This is a genomic window from Gordonia terrae, from assembly GCF_051789125.1.
Classification (GTDB): domain Bacteria; phylum Actinomycetota; class Actinomycetes; order Mycobacteriales; family Mycobacteriaceae; genus Gordonia; species Gordonia terrae_A.
Map to the genome: position 1 here is coordinate 4,470,443 of NZ_CP196526.1, position 19,351 is coordinate 4,489,793.

24 protein-coding genes and 1 tRNA gene are annotated in these 19,351 nt (G+C 68.2%); 9 read left to right on the forward strand and 16 right to left on the reverse strand.

The features are described from left to right. Positions 1-100: 100 nt before the first annotated feature. From ACSUZC_RS20345 to ACSUZC_RS20380, 8 genes are all read right to left on the reverse strand, one after another. The gene (locus ACSUZC_RS20345) at positions 101-364 is read right to left on the reverse strand and encodes a hypothetical protein (protein ID WP_439030265.1); all 264 of its coding nucleotides are present in this window, start codon (positions 362-364) and stop codon (positions 101-103) included. Beyond that, the gene (locus ACSUZC_RS20350; protein WP_439030266.1) at positions 361-699 is read right to left on the reverse strand and encodes a hypothetical protein; all 339 of its coding nucleotides are present in this window, start codon (positions 697-699) and stop codon (positions 361-363) included. Before ACSUZC_RS20350 ends, ACSUZC_RS20345 begins: the two co-directional genes overlap by 4 nt. Beyond that, a complete protein-coding gene (locus ACSUZC_RS20355) occupies positions 696-1,028 on the reverse strand; it encodes a hypothetical protein (RefSeq protein ID WP_439030267.1) in 333 nt (110 codons plus the stop codon). Before ACSUZC_RS20355 ends, ACSUZC_RS20350 begins: the two co-directional genes overlap by 4 nt. Beyond that, a complete protein-coding gene (locus ACSUZC_RS20360) occupies positions 1,025-1,567 on the reverse strand; it encodes a hypothetical protein (RefSeq protein ID WP_439030268.1) in 543 nt (180 codons plus the stop codon). The genes ACSUZC_RS20355 and ACSUZC_RS20360 overlap by 4 nt, the downstream gene beginning before the upstream one ends. Beyond that, the gene (locus tag ACSUZC_RS20365; RefSeq protein WP_439030269.1) at positions 1,564-1,713 is read right to left on the reverse strand and encodes a hypothetical protein; all 150 of its coding nucleotides are present in this window, start codon (positions 1,711-1,713) and stop codon (positions 1,564-1,566) included. Before ACSUZC_RS20365 ends, ACSUZC_RS20360 begins: the two co-directional genes overlap by 4 nt. A 72-nt stretch (positions 1,714-1,785) precedes the next feature. Further along, a complete protein-coding gene (locus ACSUZC_RS20370) occupies positions 1,786-2,022 on the reverse strand; it encodes a helix-turn-helix domain-containing protein (protein WP_439030270.1) in 237 nt (78 codons plus the stop codon). 392 nt (positions 2,023-2,414) lie between these two features. After that, positions 2,415-2,486 (reverse strand) — tRNA-Thr (locus tag ACSUZC_RS20375). 48 nt (positions 2,487-2,534) lie between these two features. Further along, positions 2,535-2,921 (reverse strand): RidA family protein, encoded by a 387-nt coding sequence (locus tag ACSUZC_RS20380; RefSeq protein WP_439030271.1) that lies wholly within the window; start codon positions 2,919-2,921, stop codon positions 2,535-2,537. Between the two features lie 140 nt (positions 2,922-3,061). Between ACSUZC_RS20380 and ACSUZC_RS20385 the strand changes: the two genes are divergently transcribed. The 4 genes from ACSUZC_RS20385 to otsB all read left to right on the forward strand — a co-directional run bounded on the left by ACSUZC_RS20385 (position 3,062) and on the right by otsB (position 7,306). Next, the gene (locus ACSUZC_RS20385; RefSeq protein WP_439030272.1) at positions 3,062-4,711 is read left to right on the forward strand and encodes a threonine/serine ThrE exporter family protein; all 1,650 of its coding nucleotides are present in this window, start codon (positions 3,062-3,064) and stop codon (positions 4,709-4,711) included. A 105-nt stretch (positions 4,712-4,816) separates the two neighbouring features. After that, complete coding sequence (locus ACSUZC_RS20390) at positions 4,817-4,978, forward strand: hypothetical protein (RefSeq protein ID WP_005200235.1); 162 nt, start codon at positions 4,817-4,819, stop codon at positions 4,976-4,978. 4 nt (positions 4,979-4,982) lie between these two features. Beyond that, positions 4,983-6,515 (forward strand): alpha,alpha-trehalose-phosphate synthase (UDP-forming), encoded by a 1,533-nt coding sequence (locus ACSUZC_RS20395; protein WP_439030273.1) that lies wholly within the window; start codon positions 4,983-4,985, stop codon positions 6,513-6,515. Further along, the gene (gene otsB, locus ACSUZC_RS20400; RefSeq protein ID WP_439030274.1) at positions 6,512-7,306 is read left to right on the forward strand and encodes a trehalose-phosphatase; all 795 of its coding nucleotides are present in this window, start codon (positions 6,512-6,514) and stop codon (positions 7,304-7,306) included. Before ACSUZC_RS20395 ends, otsB begins: the two co-directional genes overlap by 4 nt. Positions 7,307-7,322: 16 nt before the next feature. On the opposite strand, the gene ACSUZC_RS20405 is transcribed toward otsB, so the two are convergent. Beyond that, positions 7,323-8,132: a transglutaminase-like domain-containing protein gene (locus tag ACSUZC_RS20405; RefSeq protein WP_439030275.1), complete on the reverse strand. Its 810-nt coding sequence runs from the start codon at positions 8,130-8,132 to the stop codon at positions 7,323-7,325. Positions 8,133-8,189: 57 nt separating this feature from the next. After that, positions 8,190-9,317: an ROK family protein gene (locus ACSUZC_RS20410; protein ID WP_439030276.1), complete on the reverse strand. Its 1,128-nt coding sequence runs from the start codon at positions 9,315-9,317 to the stop codon at positions 8,190-8,192. An 85-nt stretch (positions 9,318-9,402) separates the two neighbouring features. Between ACSUZC_RS20410 and ACSUZC_RS20415 the strand changes: the two genes are divergently transcribed. After that, positions 9,403-10,167 (forward strand): SDR family NAD(P)-dependent oxidoreductase, encoded by a 765-nt coding sequence (locus tag ACSUZC_RS20415; RefSeq protein ID WP_439030277.1) that lies wholly within the window; start codon positions 9,403-9,405, stop codon positions 10,165-10,167. On the opposite strand, the gene ACSUZC_RS20420 is transcribed toward ACSUZC_RS20415, so the two are convergent. Together ACSUZC_RS20420 and ACSUZC_RS20425 are read right to left on the reverse strand one after the other, a co-directional pair. Next, the gene (locus ACSUZC_RS20420) at positions 10,164-11,420 is read right to left on the reverse strand and encodes a L,D-transpeptidase (protein ID WP_439033187.1); all 1,257 of its coding nucleotides are present in this window, start codon (positions 11,418-11,420) and stop codon (positions 10,164-10,166) included. The genes ACSUZC_RS20415 and ACSUZC_RS20420 overlap by 4 nt on opposite strands. Positions 11,421-11,469: 49 nt before the next feature. After that, positions 11,470-12,081, reverse strand: coding sequence for a helix-turn-helix domain-containing protein (locus ACSUZC_RS20425; RefSeq protein ID WP_439030278.1), 612 nt, complete (start codon positions 12,079-12,081; stop codon positions 11,470-11,472). A gap of 48 nt (positions 12,082-12,129) precedes the next feature. On the opposite strand from ACSUZC_RS20425, the gene ACSUZC_RS20430 reads away from it, so the two are divergent. Both ACSUZC_RS20430 and ACSUZC_RS20435 read left to right on the forward strand, forming a co-directional pair. Further along, on the forward strand, positions 12,130-13,035 hold the full coding sequence (locus ACSUZC_RS20430) for a class I SAM-dependent methyltransferase (protein WP_439030279.1): 906 nt from the start codon (positions 12,130-12,132) through the stop codon (positions 13,033-13,035). A 74-nt stretch (positions 13,036-13,109) separates the two neighbouring features. Further along, positions 13,110-14,084 (forward strand): NAD(P)/FAD-dependent oxidoreductase, encoded by a 975-nt coding sequence (locus tag ACSUZC_RS20435; RefSeq protein WP_439030280.1) that lies wholly within the window; start codon positions 13,110-13,112, stop codon positions 14,082-14,084. A 38-nt stretch (positions 14,085-14,122) separates the two neighbouring features. Here ACSUZC_RS20435 and deoC read toward each other — a convergent pair whose 3' ends face one another. Beyond that, positions 14,123-14,800, reverse strand: coding sequence for a deoxyribose-phosphate aldolase (gene deoC / locus ACSUZC_RS20440; RefSeq protein ID WP_439030281.1), 678 nt, complete (start codon positions 14,798-14,800; stop codon positions 14,123-14,125). Positions 14,801-14,827: 27 nt separating this feature from the next. Between deoC and purU the strand changes: the two genes are divergently transcribed. After that, positions 14,828-15,739, forward strand: coding sequence for a formyltetrahydrofolate deformylase (gene purU, locus ACSUZC_RS20445; protein WP_439030282.1), 912 nt, complete (start codon positions 14,828-14,830; stop codon positions 15,737-15,739). Positions 15,740-16,294: 555 nt separating this feature from the next. On the opposite strand, the gene ACSUZC_RS20450 is transcribed toward purU, so the two are convergent. Further along, on the reverse strand, positions 16,295-16,417 hold the full coding sequence (locus ACSUZC_RS20450) for a hypothetical protein (protein WP_281063134.1): 123 nt from the start codon (positions 16,415-16,417) through the stop codon (positions 16,295-16,297). A 262-nt stretch (positions 16,418-16,679) separates the two neighbouring features. On the opposite strand from ACSUZC_RS20450, the gene ACSUZC_RS20455 reads away from it, so the two are divergent. Further along, the gene (locus ACSUZC_RS20455) at positions 16,680-17,315 is read left to right on the forward strand and encodes a hypothetical protein (RefSeq protein ID WP_439030283.1); all 636 of its coding nucleotides are present in this window, start codon (positions 16,680-16,682) and stop codon (positions 17,313-17,315) included. On the opposite strand, the gene ACSUZC_RS20460 is transcribed toward ACSUZC_RS20455, so the two are convergent. Both ACSUZC_RS20460 and ACSUZC_RS20465 read right to left on the reverse strand, forming a co-directional pair. After that, entirely contained in the window at positions 17,291-18,463 is a 1,173-nt protein-coding gene (locus tag ACSUZC_RS20460; RefSeq protein ID WP_439030284.1) for a hypothetical protein, read from the reverse strand. The genes ACSUZC_RS20455 and ACSUZC_RS20460 overlap by 25 nt on opposite strands. Continuing rightward, entirely contained in the window at positions 18,460-19,335 is an 876-nt protein-coding gene (locus tag ACSUZC_RS20465) for a carbon-nitrogen hydrolase family protein (protein WP_439030285.1), read from the reverse strand. The genes ACSUZC_RS20460 and ACSUZC_RS20465 overlap by 4 nt, the downstream gene beginning before the upstream one ends. Between the last annotated feature and the right edge of the window lie 16 nt (positions 19,336-19,351).

The window sequence follows — 19,351 nt, forward strand, 5'->3', positions numbered from 1 at the left end:
AACAGGCCGGGCAGATTGCGGGCGCAGGCGACGCACTCGATGTGGTCGACGTGAGTGGGTGAGCGATGCGGGGGTGCTGGGTTCTGCGGGTCGGGAGGATTCACGACGCCACCGCCGGACGTGGGAGGCGATCACGCAGCCGCTCGAGTGCGCGGCGCGAGCTGATGCTGTCGAGGTCGCCGAGGTTGACCTCGCTCGCCCAGATCGCGAGGCACATGGTGATCTGAGCCATCGCCTCCGGCTGAGCGCGGAATCGATGCATGACGATCCGGTGCATCTGCGCGGGGTCGACGACGTCGATCACCTCGTCGACCAGGTCGAGCGCGGCATTCGCGATGTCGGTCTCGGTGCGGTAGTAGGTCATGACAGCGACCGCCGTAGCGAGGCGAGGAGATCCTCGGGAGCCGCATCAGGTGGGAAGGCGAGGAACGACGCCGCCGCCTGGAGCGCATCGAGCGCGGTCGGCCGGGCGACGTACAGCCAGTGGGTGCCGGCATCCGGCCCGTCGCCCGCCCGGGCCCGGATCGCGGTGTCCGCGGTCGAGTCGTCCGCGTTGTGCAGCGGGTAGACCTTCGCGTCGAGGCCATGGACGCTGATGCTCGTTTCGGCCGGCGTCGAGGTGATGAACGCGATGTCTCCGCGCTCGACGACCTGCTCGTACAGCCGCCCGATGAGCTCGTGATTCGTCGGCTCGGTCATCGGGGTTCACCTGACCGAGTCGCGATCCTGTGCCACTCCTTGACCGCCGCCGCGGTCGTGCCGTCGTGGGCGAGCTGGTTCGTCGGATTCGACGCGGCGACGTTGTTGCCGATCACCCCGGACAGCGCCGTCGCGGCGGCGAGACCGAGGGTGGCGTGCGCCTGCGCCTGCGCCCAGATCCCCATCGCCTTCTTGCCGAGGTCGTCGCGCCGAGCGCGAACCTCATCCATGGTCATCGGGTCTTCGTGCACCGCGGCGATCTTCGCCACGGTCTCGCGACCCTCCTCGATGAGCCGCTCTGCCTCGCGGTAGTGGTCGGGCCCGTTCACTGCGTGATCCGTTCACCGAGACGGGCGGCGACCACGGCGAGCTGCAGTGCGCGACCCAGGTTGTCGGCCTCGCGCAAGGACATGTGCCGGACGACCTCGGTCTCGCCGCCGACGTACTGGCGGACCTTCAGCGCGGCGAACGCGCCAGGGTCAACCTCGAGGCCCGCCTCCTGAATGAGCAGACGATCGGCATCGGAGATGCGGGGCTCGACCGGATCCGCGTTGACCACCGCCAGGTCGTCGCCCGGGCTGCCCGCCCCCTGCAGCGCGTGCCACTGGTCGTGCGCGTCGAGGACCGCGTCGAACCATTCGGCGTTGTCGTCGCCGAGCACGTTCTCGCAGTCGTCGTACGCGGTGTCCGAGGTCGGCGGGTAGCTGAGGGTGCCGTACCCGTCCTCGACCTGCTCGCGCACGAACTCGCGGCGGTCGTCGATCAGCTTGCGGTACGGGTTGTGCGGCACGGCGTCGGACCGGTGGCCTTCGTTGTATCCCTCGTCGTACGCCTCGGCCATGGCGTCGAGGTGGTGCCGGGCGCTCATCGGGTGGCCCCGAGGATCACGCCGCGGTCAACGAGGACCGGCTCGAAGTCCCAGTCGTCGGCGCGCCCAATGGGGAGGAACGCCGTGGCGACGACGGCGGCCAGGATGAAGCCGATGCCGAGGTGCTCTGAAATCGATTGATACATGTGGTGGATTCCCTTCGTAGGAACCCGCCGCCCGGCTTCCCCTCGCGTCACCGCGAACCGGGCGGCGGGGGCTTATGCGGACGCTGGGGTGTCGTCGGTGTCGACCAGGTCCGAGACGCTGACGTGCAGCAGGTCGGCGAGGATGCGCAGCTCGGACGCCCGGAACTCGACGCGGCCGAGGTAGCGGCGCGAGAACGCGGACTGCGACATGAACAGGGCATCGGCGGCCTGCTGCTGCGTGGTGCCGGAGTCCTTCATGAGCTCGCGAACCCGGCTGGCGATTAGTCGCTGAGCGATTAACTGGGGCATGAGGGCATGTCTAGTCGCTGAGCGACTATGTGACAAGCGCGACATACCCAGCTCGACAAAGAAAAATGGCGCCTCACGTTGCGTTTACCCGATTAGCGACTTACTGTGTCGACATGACCACCGCTTCGATCCACGAACTGCGCGCCACCGAACCGCGCTCACAGCAGATCGCTCGTCGTCTCCGCGGCTTCCTCGCCGAGGAGCAGGTGCCGGCCGTCCGGCTCGCCGAAGCCCTGGGCTTCACTCAGTCGAAGCTCGCCCGCCGCATGACCGGGAATGTCGCCTTCGAGGTCGACGAGCTGGACACGATCAGCCGTGTGCTCGGCATCCGGTTCGAGTGGCTCACAACGGGAGAAGGCCCCGCCTTCGATCCGGAAGGCGGGACCTCGTTGAGCCCCCTGACGGGTTCGAACCGTCGACCGCTCGCTTACAAGGCGAGTGCTCTACCACTGAGCTAAGGAGGCGTGCGTGCGCGAGTATATCGACCGCACACTCGGTCGCGGGCCGTCGGGTCAGCCCGCGACGGCCGCGACCGCCTCGATCTCGACGAGCTGGTCGTCGTAGGCCAGAACCGAGACGCCGAGCAGGCTGCCCGCGGGTTTGTGCTCGCCGAACACCTCGGTGACCGCGTCCCAGGCGACCACCAGATCTGCCTGTAGGTGTTCGGCGACGAACACGGTGACCTTCGCGACGTCGGTGAGCGAGGCACCGGCCTCGGCGAGGGCGGTCTCCAGATTCCGCATGCACTGCAGCGCCTGCTCGCGGACGTTGCCGGGCGCGACCGTCGCACCGGCGTCGTCGATCGGCGCGGCGCCCGCGGTGAAGACGAGGCTTCCGGGAGCGACGGCGGCGCTACGGGTGTGGCCGCCGCTGGGACCGAAGATCTGCACAGAGGACATGGTGCGATCCTAGAGGCGTCGCCGACGGCGGTCGCTCGACCGAGAGCCTGGTGCGCTGTGGGCCGCGTCTCCTGTCAGGATTGAGGCGACGTCCGCTCGCCGAGAGGTGAGCCCCCTTCTTCCGATCCGAGGAGGCCTGCGTGCGCGAACAGCTCGGCCGTGTTCTGCGTCGCCTGACCGGTACCCGCCAGGCGACGATGGACACGATCGAACCCGGCAGCATCATGGTGTCGCCGCGCAAACCGATCGAGCCGTTCGACGTCGCGGCGATCACCGAGGTCCTCGACCTCGCCACCAAAATCGGTGCCGTCCTGCTCGATTCGGGCACCGGCGCGATCGACACCCAGACGCAGATCAAGTTCGTCGCCGGGGTGTACGGGCTCGAGGACGTCGACGTCGACGTCACCTACAACACGATCGTCGTCAGTGCCCGCCGCGGCGCGACGCTCCCCCCGATCACGACCATGGAGCAGGTCTACTACCGCTCGATGGACTTCACCCGCCTCGCGCAGGTCGACCGGTTGGTCCGGCGTATCCGGGACTCATTCATCAGTCCGTCCACGGCACACCGGATGGTCGACGAGATCATCACCGCGCCGCACCCCTATCCCCACTGGCTGGCCACCACCGCCTGGGGTCTGATGGCCTCGGGTATCTCGGTGCTGCTCGGCGGTCAGTACCTCGTCGCGGCGCTGGCGTTCGCGACCACGGTGGTGACGGTCACCATCAACCGCAGCCTCAACCGCATCGGCACCCCGGTCTTCTTCCAGCAACTGGTGGGCGGCTTCATCGCCGTCGTTCCCGCCGCGCTGGTCTTCGGGGCCGCCGAGAGACTCGGGGTGCAGATCGCACCCTCGCAGGTCATCGCGGCGGGCATCGTGGTCCTGTTGTCCGGACTGTCCCTCGTCGGTTCGGTACAGGACGCCATCACCGGCGCCCCCATCACCGGTGTGGCGCGGTTCTTCGAGCTCCTGCTGATGACCGGCGGCATCATCGCCGGAGTCGGTGTGGCCATCCGCATCCTCGAAGCCGTCGGCATCTTCTTGCCGACCATCACCACGACGACGAGTTTCGCGGTCGTCGAACTCCCCATCAGGGTCGCGGCCGGCGCGGTCGCGGCGTGCGCATATGCCCTGGCCAGTTACGCCGAGACACGTGCACTCGGCGTGGCCTTCCTCGGCGGCTTCATCGGAACGGCCGTCGCCGCGTCGGCGACCTTCACCGACATCGGCGACGTCATCGCCAACGGTGTCGCGGCCGCCCTGGTCGGGCTGATCGGCGGGTTGCTCGCCCGCCGTGCTCTCACGCCACCGCTCGTCGTCGCCGTCGCGGGCATCACGCCACTGCTGCCCGGTCTCGCCGTGTACCGCGGCCTCTACGGCATCCTCGGCGATCAGACACTCGACGGCTTCACCTGGATCGCCAACGCGCTGGCCATCGGCTGCGCGCTGGCCGCAGGCGTCACGCTGGGCGAGTTCGTGGCACGCTCGCTGCGCCGCCCGCAGCTCCCACCACGACCGGACTGGCGACTGCGCCGGCGCATCGCCCTCCGCGAGGCGCGCGAGGCCCGCGAAGCCCGTCGGGCGGGTGCGGCCCGGCAGGAGCGCGAGAACCGCCGGCGGCCGCAACCCCCACGAGTCCGGCCGTTCCGGGCAGCCTCACCGCAGGCGGCCTCACCTCAGGCGCCGCCACCGCAGGCAGCCTCACCTCAGGCGCCGTCGCCCCGGCCCCAACCGCCCCGACCACCGGCACCCCCACCACAGGCGCCTCCACCGCCGCCGTACCGCTGAACCGCCGAGGTGGGCATCGGCCACACCCCGGGTAGAATGGGAAGTCGGGCGCCGCCACCTCGGCCGCTCCGACCCACAGACATGCCGCACCAAGAGGGGACATCCATGCCCGCGAAGACCACCGACATCGCCGACGAAGAGCTGGAACCGGTAGCCGACGAGACCGCCAATTCGGCTCGCCGCGTCGTCGCCGCCTACGCCACCGACGCCGACGAATGCCGGATGCTGCTCGCCATGCTGGGAATCGCACCGGGCGAGAACGCCTGACCAGGTGACACCGCGAGCGGGAGACACCGACAACACGCCTGCCGATTCGGCGGGCGGAGGACCCCGGGCCGCCCGCGACGGCGCCGAATTCGTCGTCGTCGCCAACCGATTGCCGGTCGACAAAGAGGTCCTGCCCGACGGGACGGTCAACTGGAAACGGAGTCCTGGCGGACTCGTCACCGCGCTCGAACCGATCCTGCGCGCCAACACCGGCGCCTGGGTCGGCTGGTCGGGGATTCCCGACTCCGACGACAACCCCGACATCGAGGGCATCGACATCCATGCGGTGCCGCTGTCGACGCAGGAGATCGCCGAGTACTACGAGGGATTCTCCAATGCGACCCTCTGGCCGCTCTATCACGACGTCATCGTCAAACCCGAGTACCACCGCGAATGGTGGAACGCCTATGTCGAGGTGAACCGCCGGTTCGCGGAGGCGGCATCGAGGGCCGCCGGCGAGGGTGCGGTCGTCTGGGTGCAGGACTATCAGCTGCAGCTCGTCCCCAAGATGCTGCGCATGCTCCGGCCCGACGTGAAGATCGGCTTCTTCCTGCACATTCCGTTCCCGCCGGTCGAGCTGTTCATGCAGATGCCATGGCGCACCGAGATCGTCGAGGGACTCCTCGGCGCTGATCTCATCGGCTTCCATCTTCCCGGTGGTGCCCAGAACTTCCTGTACCTCGCGCGGCGCCTCGCCGGCCAGGCGACGAGCAAGGGCACCGTGGGTGTGCGCTCGCGATTCGGCGTGGTCCAGGTCGGTTTCCGAACGGTCCGCGTCGGCGCGTTCCCCATCTCGATCGACTCCGGCGAACTCGCGACGCAGGCGAAGACGCGCAAGATCCGCGATCGCGCCGCCGAGATCCGGCGCGAACTCGGCAACCCCAAGACGATCCTGCTCGGCGTCGACCGACTCGACTACACCAAGGGCATCGACGTCCGGCTCAAGGCCATCTCGGAACTGTTGGACGAGAAGCGGCTCGACCCCTCCGAGACCGTGATGCTGCAACTGGCAACCCCCAGCCGGGAGCGCGTGGAGAGCTACAAGCAGATGCGCGCCGGGATCGAGCAACTCGTCGGCAACATCAACGGCACCTACGCCAGCGTCGGCCAGCCCGTGGTCCAGTACCTGCATCGGCCGGTGCCGCGGGAAGAACTCCTCGCGTTCTTCGTCGCCGCCGACGTCATGCTGGTCACTCCCCTGCGCGACGGCATGAACCTCGTCGCCAAGGAGTACGTGGCCTGCCGCGGCGACCTGGGCGGGGCACTCGTGCTCAGCGAATTCACCGGCGCCGCAGCCGAACTGCGCTCGGCATATCAGGCCAACCCCTACGACCTCGACGGCGTGAAAGACGCGATCCAGGCCGCCGTCGAACAGAGTGAACACGAAGGCAGGCGTCGCATGCGCGCCCTGCGACGGCAGGTCCTCACACACGACGTCACCAAGTGGGCGGAGAGCTTCCTCGGCACCCTCGGCGCCGACTCGGAGACCGAGCTGTCGGCGAACCGCGGAGTTCATCTGGTGGACGAGTCACAGTGAGCGACAGGGACATCCCCGAGGAGCTCACCGAGGCGCTGACCCGTGCCGCCGGCGCCGGGGTGCTGCTCGTGGCCAGTGACTACGACGGGTGCGTGTCGCCCATCGTGTCGCGTCCCGAGGACGCCGTCCCCGACCCCGCATCGATCGAGGCGCTCACCGCGGCAGCCCGTCTGCCCGACACCGCCGTCGCGGTGGTGTCCGGTCGCGAGCGCGCCGTGCTGTCCGACCTGTCGGGTCTGTCGGCACCGGTGATTCTCGTCGGCAGCCACGGCAGCGAGTTCGAGTCCGGGTTCGCCGTCGAGGTGACCGACGAGGCCCGTACGCTGCTGACCCGGATCATCGCCGAACTGCGTTCGATCGCAGAGGAATTCGCGGGAACGACGGTCGAGGTCAAACCGGCGAGCACCGTCCTGCACGTCCGCAACGCGTCCGCCGCCGACGCGGACGCTGCCCTCACTCGCGCGCGGACGGGCCCCGCGTCATGGCCGGACGTGCACGTCACCGAGGGTAAGGCGGTCATCGAGCTCGCGGTCATCGAGACCAGCAAGGGACACGCGCTCGACGCCCTGCGCGAACAGATCGGCGCCGACGCGGTGATATACCTCGGCGATGACGTGACCGACGAGAAGGCCTTCGCACATCTGCGTCCGGAGACCGGCGACATCGGCATCAAGGTCGGCGAGGGCGACACGGCCGCCGGCTACCGGATCGCCGACACCGACGACGTCGCAACGGTTCTCGGATTCGTGGCGGCGCAGCGCGCCAAGCGGTCCACCGCCGGCCGTCCCTGACCCGGACCGACCCCGCTCAGCCGATCTGGACGCGGGCGGTGCCGTCGTCGATCGGAAGGTCGCCACGCACCGTCGCGGTCACCTCGTAGGAGTTGAGGTTGATCGAGCCACGGTGATTGTCGAGGAACGCGGTGTCGGCCGCGTCCCGGCCGGTGGCGATCCGCACCAGACTCTGCCGCGGAGCGAGCCCGGTCGCATCGACCGCCACCCACTGACCGTCGACGATGGCCTCGGCCACCGCGTGGAAGTCCATCGGCGAGCAACCCGGTGCGTAGACGGCGACCAGGCGGGCCGGGATGTTCAGCGCTCGCAGCAGGGCGACGACGAGGTGTGCATAGTCCCGGCACACCCCGGCGCCGGCGAGCAGGGTGTCCGCGGCACCGTCGATCGGATCACTCGCGCCCGGGATGTAGCTCAGCCGGCTCGAGACGAACGACGCCACCTGGGTGAGGAGTTCCCCGTCGGGCGTGGAGAAGTCGAACTGCCCCGCCGCGAATCCGAAGAACTTGTCGCACTCGGCATATCGGCTGGGTCGCAGATACATCGAGCGGTCGGTGATGTCCACCGGCAACGGGTCGGCGGGGGTCAGGACCGACGCCCGGTAGTCGATGGTGAGCAGACCCCGGTCGAGCTGCAACCGGTGGATGCGCGAACCATGCGGCGCGATGATCTCTTCCGGGGTCAGCGGTCGTCCGTCGAACTCGATCTTGAGTTCTTCGTCCAGTTGCAGGCCGGGCAGTTTGGCGACGGTGATCTGCATCTCCAACTCGGTCGGGTCGTCGACCCGCACCTCGAGGTGTGCGGACACGTCGCGTGGCAGTGTCATGGTCTCACCGTAGGGGATGCCCGCGCCGACGGCAGTGGCAGGCGCCCGGACCGTCCGTCAGAGAGTGGCGACCGCTGCGATCGGGTCGGCGTAGATGACGCTGAGCGCCACCACGATCGCTGCACTCTCCTGCACGCGTACACCGAATCTCGACGGCGCGATCTCCAGCGGCCAGGTGAGCGTGGTGGCCTCGTCGAAGGCGGCCTGCACCGGTGCGAGGCCGTGCGGATGGGCGGCGAACGCCTCCCCCGCCACGACGATGGCGTCGGGATTGATGACATCCCGGATGAGCGCGACGGCTTCGCCGAGCACCCGCGCGCGTTCGTCGACGATGCGTGCCGACGTCGGATCGGTGCCCAGCCGGCGAGCCGCCGTCTCCGCGGCATCGTTGCCGATGACGTTCTGCAGCCGGACGCGGGTGAACCCGGGGGCGAGGACCGGCGAGGAGACCGGCAGGTGCGCGATGGTGCCCGCCCCCCGCTCCGGGACATGGACACGACCATCGAGAGTCATTGCCATACCGGCGGTCTCGCGGGCGTAGAAGAACAGGCCCGATCCGTGGTCCTCGCGCGGATGGGTCAGGAGCAGCTCGGCGGCGGCCATCGCCTCGACGTGTTCGCACACCGATACCGGAGTGTCGAGGTGCGCCGCAAGCGTTGCGCCCACGGGGAGTTGATGCCAGCCCAGAACCCGGTGATTCACGACACCGGTGTCCGCGTCGACGGCCCCGCCGACCGCCACACCTCCCCAGAGCACCCGGCGTCCGCTGAAGCGAGCGACGAGCTCGGCGAGGAGCTCGCACAGCTGCACCAGGGCACCGGCCTGGTCGCCGGTCGGGGTCAGCACGGCGTGGCTGTAGAGGGGCCGGCCGCCGAGGTCGGCGATGACGAGCACCGTCCGCCGCGCGCCGATGTGCATCCCCGCGACGCACAGCGAGTCCCGATCGATCGTGAGCGGATTCTTGGGTCTGCCAATCGATTTCGGCGTCGCGAGATCGGGGCGCTCGGCGATGAGGCCGTGCGCGGCGAGGGCATGGATCTGGCGGTTGATGGTCGCCGGCGACAGACCCGTCGACGAGGCCAGCTGGTCTCGCGTCACCGGCCCGTTCACGCGGATCGCGTGCAACACGGCCGCCGCCGGGGTGGACGTGAGTTGCAGCGCCGCCGGGATCACTCCCCCACGCATGCGACGAATGTAGCAGTGGACTCGAACCCACCGGGCGCGATGAGGCCCGGCCGCGGCGCTTGTGCCGAACCGTAAGGTTGAACGCATGAGCACTGACAACGCTTTCCAGCCGACGGACACCCGACCGATCGCCGTGGTCACCGGAGCGAGTTCGGGGATCGGCGCCGCTACCGCGCGGCGACTCGCCGCGCAGGGTTACCACGTGGTGGTCGGCGCGCGGCGCGTCGACCGGGTGACCGCGCTGGCCGACGAGATCGGCGGTACGGGTAGGCAACTCGACGTCACCGACGAGGAGTCGGTGGCCGCATTCGTCGACGGCCTCGACACCGTGCACGTGCTGGTCAACAATGCCGGCGGCGCCAAGGGACTCGATCCGGTCGCGACGGCGAACCTGGACGACTGGCGCTGGATGTGGGAGACCAACGTCCTCGGGAGTCTACGGATCACCAAGGCGCTCATCCCCGCGCTCATCGCGTCGGGAGACGGACTCATCGTCGCGGTCACGTCGATCGCCGCCATCGAGGCCTACGACAACGGTGCCGGATACACCTCCGCCAAACACGCCCAGGCGCTGACCCACCGCACGCTGCGCTACGAACTGCTCGGCGAACCGGTCCGGCTCACCGAGATCCTCCCGGGGATGGTGGAGACGGACTTCTCGCTCGTGCGTTTCGAAGGCGACAAAGAGCGCGCCGATGCGGTCTACGAGGGATTGACCCCGCTGACCGCCGACGACGTCGCCGAGGTCATCGGCTTCGTCGCGTCGCGTCCGCCGCACGTCAACCTCGACCAGATCGTCCTCAAGCCGCGCGATCAGGCCTCGGCCCGCCGCAACATCAAGACCGGCTAGCGCGGCGCCGGTGCGTTCGACGTGGGCGCACCGCTGGGAGTGGCGGGAACCGACGTCTCCCGGACCTCGCCCTTGATCGCCGACATGCTCTGCCAGGTCTCCCAGTCGTAGATCCAGTCGTAGATGTCGCCGTCGGCCTCCGACAACGGGATCCGCGTCCCGGTGACCTCGACCGGGTCGCCGTACACCGCCACCTGGAAGTAGCGCTCGGCGTCGGATTCGGAGAGGTTGATGCATCCGTTGGTGACGTTCGCGGAGCCCTGCACGTTGACCGTCTCCGGATTCGCGTGGATGAATTCGCCGTTGTTGGAGATGCGCACCGCCCAGCGCTCGCGGATGTTGAAGTAGCCCGCGGCCGGATTGCTCATGAAGAATTCTTCGTATTTCTCGGTCACCACGTGGATTCCGGAGCGGGTGACGTTGCGGTCGAGGTCGCCTCCGCCGTAGCTGCAGGGCAGTGTCATCAACTCCGCCCCGTCGCGCTGCACGACGATCTGGTGCGACGGCTCCGCGGCCTTCACGATCTGTGCCCGCCCGATCGAGAAGTCGCTGGTCACGTCGGCTGCACCATACGCGCCGGCTCCATGGTCGAGCCCATAGAGGTCTGCCTTCATGCTGACCTTGGTGCCCGGTGCCCAATACTCGCGAGGACGCCAGTGCACCCGAGAACCGTTGTCCTCGCCGAGCCACGCCCACGATCCCTCGGTGGGTGGCGTCGTGGTGACCGTCAGGGCACGTTCGACCGCCTCCTTGTCCTCGACCGTGCTGTCGAACTTCAGGATGATCGGCGCCGCGATGCCGACCTCCTGTCCGTCGCCGATGTTGACGACGACGTTCACCTGGCTCGACGGTTCCAGAGTCGTGAAGGTCCCCGCGACCGGCACCACCTTGCGGTCGGTGCCCACCGCGGTTCCGCTCCAGGTGTATTCGGTTCCGTAACCCAGCGGCTCGGTGATCGTGTACGTCGTACGGTCTGGGGAGAGTTCACCCTTGACGACGACCCCGCGCGGATTGGTCAGCTTGACGTCGGGGTTGAGGAAGCCGTCGGACGCCTTGACCGAGACCTTCGCGGTGGGGCTGGGCGGCTCGGCGTCGAGAGCGGGCGTGAAGGCGAGCCGGACGGACGGGTCGGCGGGCTTGTCGTCGCCGGAGCCGAGCCCGGAACCCGAGCAGGCCGCCACCGCGACGCCGAGCGCACCGACCCCGGCCGCCGCCAGCACGGAACGTCGGTTCAGCGGGACCTGGGGAGTCATCACCGCATCAACCTTACCGATGCGATGTGGCGCATCGGTTGCCCGAATGTCAGGGCGCGGTGTGTTCCACGTTCTCGTGCGCATGCGTGTCCGTCGCCGTGCGCATCGACGGATGGTGCGCACGTTCACCGGCGTGATCCATGATCGACAAGACCTCCGCCGGTCCCTGGTAGGCGCAGATCGCGTGCGGGACCATCGTCGGAAACTCGGCGGCGTCGCCCGTGGGAACCAGGATGGTGCGCTCGCCCAGCCACAACTTGATGGTGCCCGAGAGCACCGTGAACCACTCCAAACCGGGATGGACGCGCAGCTCACCCGGTGGTTCCTCCCGCTCGAACCGCACCTTCGCCACCGTGACCCCCTGGGGGGTGTTCTCGCGGGACAGCAGCCACATCGTCATGCCGTCGACGGTGTGCGGCTGGGGCCGGATGACGACATCGGTGTCGTCGGCCGGTTCCACCAGCTGGTCGAGTGTGGTGCCCAGCGCGCGGGCGATCGGCACGAGCTGGTCGAGGGCCACGCGTCGATGGCCTGTCTCGATGCGGCTCAGCGTCGACGGGGAGAGATAGCAGCGGGCCGCGAGGGCGTCGAGGGTCCAGCCCTTCGCCACTCGCAGGCCACGTATGCGTTGGCGGACCACCGCGTCGAGTTCTTGCGTCATTGGCAAGATGCTATGCCATCGGGGCATGGCGGCGCTACCGTGGATGCCATGACCGGAACACACGACACCGCATCCACTCACAGCGGCGCCCCTGCACGACACGGGCACAACGGGCACGGGGATCACGCGCATCTCGTGTCGGCCCTCGACCTCGACGCCGAGCTGATGGGCGGTTACCTCGACGACGCCGCCGCGCTCATCGCCGACACCCTGGGCCGGACGCCCGGCACCATCGTCGACCTCGGAGCCGGGACAGGGACCGGGACGCAGGCTCTCGCACGCCGCTTCCCCGAGGCACGGATCGTCGCGGTCGACAGCTCGCCCGAGATGGGAGAGCTCGTCTCGCGGCGGGCCGAAAACGCCGGCTTCGCCGACCGGCTCGACACCGTCGTCGCCGACCTCGACGCCGGACTGCCCGAACTCGGTTCTCCGGACGTCGTGTGGGCGGCGATGTCGCTGCACCACGTCGCGGACCCGGTGGGGCTGCTCCGGGCGATCGCGGCTTCGCTCGCCGAAGACGGCGTCGTCGCGATCGCCGAGATGGCGGACGTGCCCAGGTTCTCGTCGGCCCGTGAGGACCCCGAACTTCAGGACCTCCAGGATCGCTGCCAGGCCGCAACCGCCCACGCCGGATGGGAGGCCCTCGTAGACTGGACGGACGCGCTCGACGATGCCGGTTACGACGTTCTACGTCACCAGACCATCGAGATCGAGCGCGGCGGCCCGAGCCAGTCGGTCGCGCGGTACGCCCGGCATTGGTTCAGCCAGTTCCGGCACCGTCTGACCCATTCATCCGCAGACCCTCATCCGTCGGCCCTGAGCCCCGCCGATGTCTCCGCCCTCGACGATCTGCTCGACGAGGACAATCCCACCGCCCTGCACCGTCGCGACGACCTCACCATGCGCGCCGGGCGACTCGTCTGGATCGCGCGGCCGCGCGGTGCCGTGTCCTGAACACCGCCGCGTCCAGATCACCGCCGCGAACAGACCACCCGACGACCCGACCTTCATCTCCGAAAGAGGATTCGATGTCCACAGCTGTGACAAGAAATGATTCCACCGCAAGCGAATACGATGCCGCGATCATCGGCGGTGGGGCCGCCGGCCTCAGCGCCGCGACGGTGCTGGCGCGTTCGTTGCGCAAGGTGGTCGTGATCGATGCGGGCTCGCCGCGCAACGCTCCGGCCGCGGGCGCACACAACGTCCTCGGACAAGACGGCATCTCCCCGCTCGAACTGCTCGAGCGCGGCCGCGCCGAGGCGACCGGATACGGTGCCGAGATCCGCTCGGGCACCGTCGTCGACGCCACCACCGACGCCGACTCCTTCACCCTGTCGCTCGCATCGGGCGAGACGGTGACCGCACGCAGACTGATCCTCGCGACCGGACTCGTCGACGAGCTCCCCGACATCCCGGGTGTCGCCGAACTGTGGGGACGCGACGTCCTGCACTGCCCGTACTGCCACGGCTATGAGGTCCGCGGCAAGCGGATCGCGCTCATCGCCACGAGTCCGATGTCTGCACACCAGGCCCTGATGTTCCGGCAGCTCAGCGACCAGGTCACGATCATCACCCACGACCCGGCCGCACTCTCCGAGACCGACCGGACGAACCTCGCCGCGATGGACATCGCCATCGACGAGCGTTCGGTCGAGCGGGTCCGTACCCGCGACGAGGGCGGCTCGCCGGTCCTCGACGGTGTGCTCATGACCGACGGCTCGGTGCTCGACGCCGACGCGGTGGTCGTGGCGCCGAAGTTCGTCGTGCGCGGTGAGCTGTACGAACGTCTGGGCGGCTCCCTCGACGAGGGACCCATGGGCGGGCTCATCGGCACCGGTGTGATGGGCGAGACAGCCATACCGGGGGTCTGGGCCGTGGGCAACGCGACCACCGTGCACGCGATGGTGACCGTCGCGATGGGCGAGGGGGTGTCGGCCGGGGCCGCGGTCAACGCCAGTCTGGTGATGGCCGAACTCGACGCGAAGGTCGCCGCGTCGGCGTGACGCAGGTGCCGGTTCCGCGGAGCGGGTGAGCGGACCGGTTACTCGGGGAAGCCGTCGAGAACGGCGGCCGAGGACGACAGGCCGAGTCGGGTGGCGCCGGCCGCGATCAGTTCGGCGGCGAAGTCGGCGGTGCGGATCCCACCGCTGGCCTTCACCCCGACCCGGGCGCCGACCGCGTCGCGCATCAAGGTCACGGCCTCGACGCTCGCACCACCCGCAGGATGGAAGCCGGTCGACGTCTTCACCATCGACGCGCCCGCGCGTTCGGCCCGGCGGCACACCTCGACGAGGGTGTCCGGACCCGCGTACTCGAGGAGGGCGGCCGACTCGACGATGACCTTCAGCAGCGTGTCCTCGCCGACGGCCTCACGAACCGTGAGGACGTCGGCGAAGACCTCGTCGAACCGGCCGTCCACGGCCGCCCCCACGTCGATGACCATGTCGATCTCCTGGGCGCCCGAGTCGACAGCGAGCCGCGCCTCGGCAGCCTTGACCAGCGAATGATGCTTCCCGGAGGGGAATCCGGCGACCACGCAGCTCCGTAGATCACCGGTGTCGATCGGCAACATGGACGGCGACAGGCAGACCGCCAGCACACCGAGCCGCGCCGCCTCGGCGACTGTGGCCTCCGCATCCGCGCGTGTGGCCTCGGGTTTGAGGAGGGTGTGGTCGATGATGGCGGCGACATCGCTCCGCCGCAGGTCGGTGTTCGTCACACCGACGAGCTTGGCACACTGGCAGTCGTGGCCACCGGACAGACAACCCAGACGGATTCGACCCATGCAGATCACACCGAGCACCGCTATGTGCTGACGCTCGGCTGCCCCGACCGCACGGGGATCGTGGCGCGCATCTCGACCTTCCTCACCGACGTCGGCGGCTGGATCACCGAGGCGGCCTACCACTCCGACGAGGAGACCGGCTGGTTCTTCACGCGCCAGGCGATCCGCGCGGATTCGGTGTCGTCGAGCCCGGAGGAACTGCGCGCACGCTTTGCCGCCGAGGTCGCCGACGAACTCGGACCCGACACCGAATGGCGACTCACGGACTCGCGGGCCACGAAGTCCGTCGTGCTGCTGGTCAGCAAGGAAACCCACTGCCTCCTGGACCTTCTCGGCCGGGCGCATCGGGGCGAACTACCGGCCGCGATCCGCGCGATCATCGGCAACCACCGTGAACTCGAGGACCTCGCAACACGTTTCGGCATTCCGTTCCACCACGTCCCGTTCGCCGGGGAGCGCAAGGCCGAGTCCTTCGCGGAACTGGGCCGGATCGTCGACGGTTATCGACCCGACGCCGTGGTGCTGGCTCGGTTCATGCAGATACTGCCCCCGCAGCTCTGCGAGGCGTGGGCGGGTCGCGCCCTGAACATCCATCACAGCTTCCTGCCCAGCTTCATCGGCGCGCGCCCCTACCATCAGGCGTTCGCGCGCGGGGTCAAACTGATCGGCGCCACCTGCCACTACGTGACGGCCGATCTCGACGCCGGGCCGATCATCGAGCAGGACGTGGTGCGAGTCGATCACGGCGACTCCGTGGCCGACATGGTCCGGCAGGGCCGCGACATCGAGACGCTCGTCCTCTCGCGGGGATTGCGGTGGCACCTCGAGGACCGTGTGCTCGTCCACGGCCGCAAGACCGTCGTCTTCAACTGACGCCGCCACCGGGTTACGGAAACCCGCTCGTACCAACGCGAACCGCCCCACGATCGCAATCGTGGGGCGGTTCGAAGTTTGCGTCGACTTACGCCGGGTCTTCGGTCCCGCCGTCGAGCGAGCCGGTGACCAATTCGCCGAGTACTTCTTCGATGACACCGGTGACAATGTCTCCCATGGTTACTCCTTCGTCGATGGTGAGATCTTTCGATACAAACCGTCCGCTCTCACCCGTGCGTCGGCTCGTTTCCGACGTTACATATTGATTTCGCAAATTTCTGCCCAAATGCACCGATTCATCGACAACCTCCCACGAAACACATCTCGGTGATTCGGCGAAGTCGCAGGTGAGTGGGGTCGACGGGATTTAGGACACGAAAGACAAAAAGTATCGCCGATATCTTGTTTGCAGCGTCGATGCAACGGTGTGGTCGTTTTCCAAGGCCCGAAAACAGTTCGGCAGCCGGTATCGCAACGCGCGTTACCGACTGCCGAATCTGCGGAGCTGCAGCGATGCCGGCCCGCGGAGGGGATACCGCGCCGGCATGAACTGTGTCAGTCGGCGTCGCCGCCGAGGGATCCGCCACCGATCGATCCGGAATCTCCGAGTCCGCCGAGAATCACCTCGATCGCTCCGGTGATCGCTCCGGTGATGCCGCCGTCCACTATTCCTGCCATGTTCTTCCTCTTTCGCCAGTGGTGAGATACTTCGTGCAAACCGTCCACTCTCACCTGCGTGACGGCTCGAGGGCGACATTACAGAGCGATCACGACACTGTCATTCAGTAAGCGAAATTCTCAGTTTAACAATCACTGGTGCGCTTCTAACCGGAGTGCAAACCCGACACGGGAATCAGCATTCGCTCGACGAGAAACGACGATCCGGCATTCATCACCGACTTCGTGCCGATTTCTACGGAGAATGTGCTGGTATATGGATATGAGGAGTTCACGGGCGATCAGCACGCACACGCGGCCGCTGACCGACGACGACCGACCGGATGCGCTCGACCTCCTCGGCCCGGAGATGCGCGGGGTACCGGTGTACCGCTGGCTGATCGGTGAGGACGCCCCCGCCGACGCCTACCGCTGGTACGCCGACATTCTCTTCACCGATCTCCTGCCCGGCCTGAGAGGCATGTTCACCGATGACGGCCGATTGGTGGCGCTGATCGCGGTCGCCGGACCCGACCACAGTGCACAACCGATCAGCGACGAGTTGGCTTCGCGGTCGCAGCATTACGTGACCGCGCTCGCCGGCTTCATCGCGCGGTTCCGCGAACTGCAGGAGAAGTCTGCTGCGTGCGTCGTCCCCGGAGCCGTGAGCATCGTCTTCGCCCTGGTACACCCCGATCACCGCGAGAACGGTTCACTCACCGCTCTCTTGGAACCGGTGCTGACCGACGCGCTCGGCAACGGATCACCGGTGACGACCAGCACCGCCGACCGGCACATGGTCGGCGTGTACACCCGGAAGTGGGCCGGCCGGGTCTACGCCGAGTTCACCCTGACCGACGGTCCCACGGTGTGGTTCCTCCGGGCGAACCCCCGTCAGACGGAACAACCGCCCGACTGACCCTGCGATCCGCCGGTCATCTCGCTGGTCAACTGCACGTCGGACCCGCTGATCGCGAACTCCAGACCGGTGTCGGTGACCTTGAGCGAGTCGACCTGCACCTCGTCGAAGAAGGGGCCGAGCGAGGATGTCGTGACCTGGTCGACGATCTGCTGGGCGAAGTCCGGCGGGATGCCGAAGACGAGTGCGCTGGCCTTGACCACCTGGAATTCGACGCGACCATCGGTGACGACCGGTTTGATGGTCGCCGACACCGGCACCTGGAAGACCATGACGGGGAACGCGGCCTGCACCTCGAAGGTGCCGTCCGCGGCGTTGCCGGTGATCTGCTCGACCGCCGCAGCCCCGGCCGCGGTACCGCCGGTGCTCTGGCCGGAACCCGCGGCCTGTTCCTTGCTGAGTTCGACGATCCGCTCGTACGGGATGAAGCCGGTGCCGTTGAGACTGCGGATGTCGGTGGCGGTGTCGCTGCCCGAGATGCCGTCGGCCCGCATGTGCAGTCGCACACCGCCCGCGTTGTCGTCGGTGTCGACCTGCACGAACGGGATGTCGCCGCTGCCCTGCAACACGATCGGTTTGCGGCTCAGCGACACCTCGGTCGGCACGCCGGTGAGTCCGCTGAACGACTGCTCGAGACAGTCGGTCACCTTGTTGCGCAGATAGAGCTCGCTGCCCACCGCGGCGATGACCCCGAGCAACAGCACGCCCACCACGCTGAAGGCGATGATCTTGCCGGTGCTCCGCTTCTTCCGCGGCGACGTCCTGACCGGGCCGCTTCCGGGAGCCCCGGGAGGTGTCGCATCGACGGGGCCCGAGCCGTAGGGCTCGTCGCCCGGTCCGAACTGTGTGGTGGCGGGCTTCTGGCCGCTGCCGAAGTCCGTGGTCTCGGCATCAGCAGGCGGAACCGCCGAATACGCCTGCGCGCCGGGAACGATCGGGTCGGTCGCGAACTGCTCGGTGGGTGAATGCTCCGGTGTGGCCTGATCCGGCGCGGAAGGTTCCAGCGTGGAAGGTTCCGGTGTGGATGGGTGTGGAGCCGGCTGCCACTCATCGCCCGCGTCTCCCGATACGGGGTCGATGCGATGGGTCGGGTCGACGGGATCGTCCCCGGATGAAGCGTCGGGGCGGGGCGTGTTGCTGTCGCTCATGGTTTCCGTCCTCGGTCGTCGGACTCGCGGAGCCGCGCGTCGGCTGTTGTCAGGTCGGTGTCCACCGCTCCGCCGACCGGCAGGTGTCGCTCGTTGGCGAGGACCGCCAGTTGTCCACGGGCCTTCTCGACCAGTGCTAGGTCGAGGTCGTGCACGTCGATCCGGATGCTATCCGGATACGCGGCGACCAACGTACCGAATGGGTCTGTGATTTGGCTGTGTCCGATTCCGGTCGGCGCGGGCGACGCCGCCACCTCCTCGTCGGGCGGGACCGCCTGGCCGACGGCGACGACGAACGTCGTCGAATCCAGGGCTCGCGCGGAGGCCAGCACCTCCCATTGGCGCAACTTGCCGGGGCCGGAACCCCAGGAGGTCGGCACCACGATCACCTCGGCACCGCGTCGGGCCAGGTTGGTGAACAACCCCGGGAACCGGATGTCGTAGCAGGTCGCGACCCCCACGGTGACCTCGCCGACCCGAAAGGTGAGCGGGTCGTCGCCGGGTGCGACGGTCGTGGACTCGGTGAAGCCGAAGGCATCGAACAGGTGGATCTTGTGGTACCCCACGCGAGTTCCGTCCGGCTGTGCGACGAGCACCGTGTTCCGGACGCGTCCGTCGCCGGACGGGGTGAACATGCCCGCCACGACGGTGACACCCGCCGACGCCGCCACGTCGGAGACACCTCGCGCCCACCGGCCGTCGAGATCTTCGGCGACGGGCTTCAGCGGAACGCCGAATCGGCACATCGTCGCCTCCGGGAACACGACGAGTTCCGCACCGCGAGACGCGGCGTCCTCGGTCGCATTCCGCAGGGTCGCCAGATTGGCGTTCGGATCGTCGGTGGAACTGATCTGGGCCATGGCCACGCGCATGCCGTCACAGTAGCGT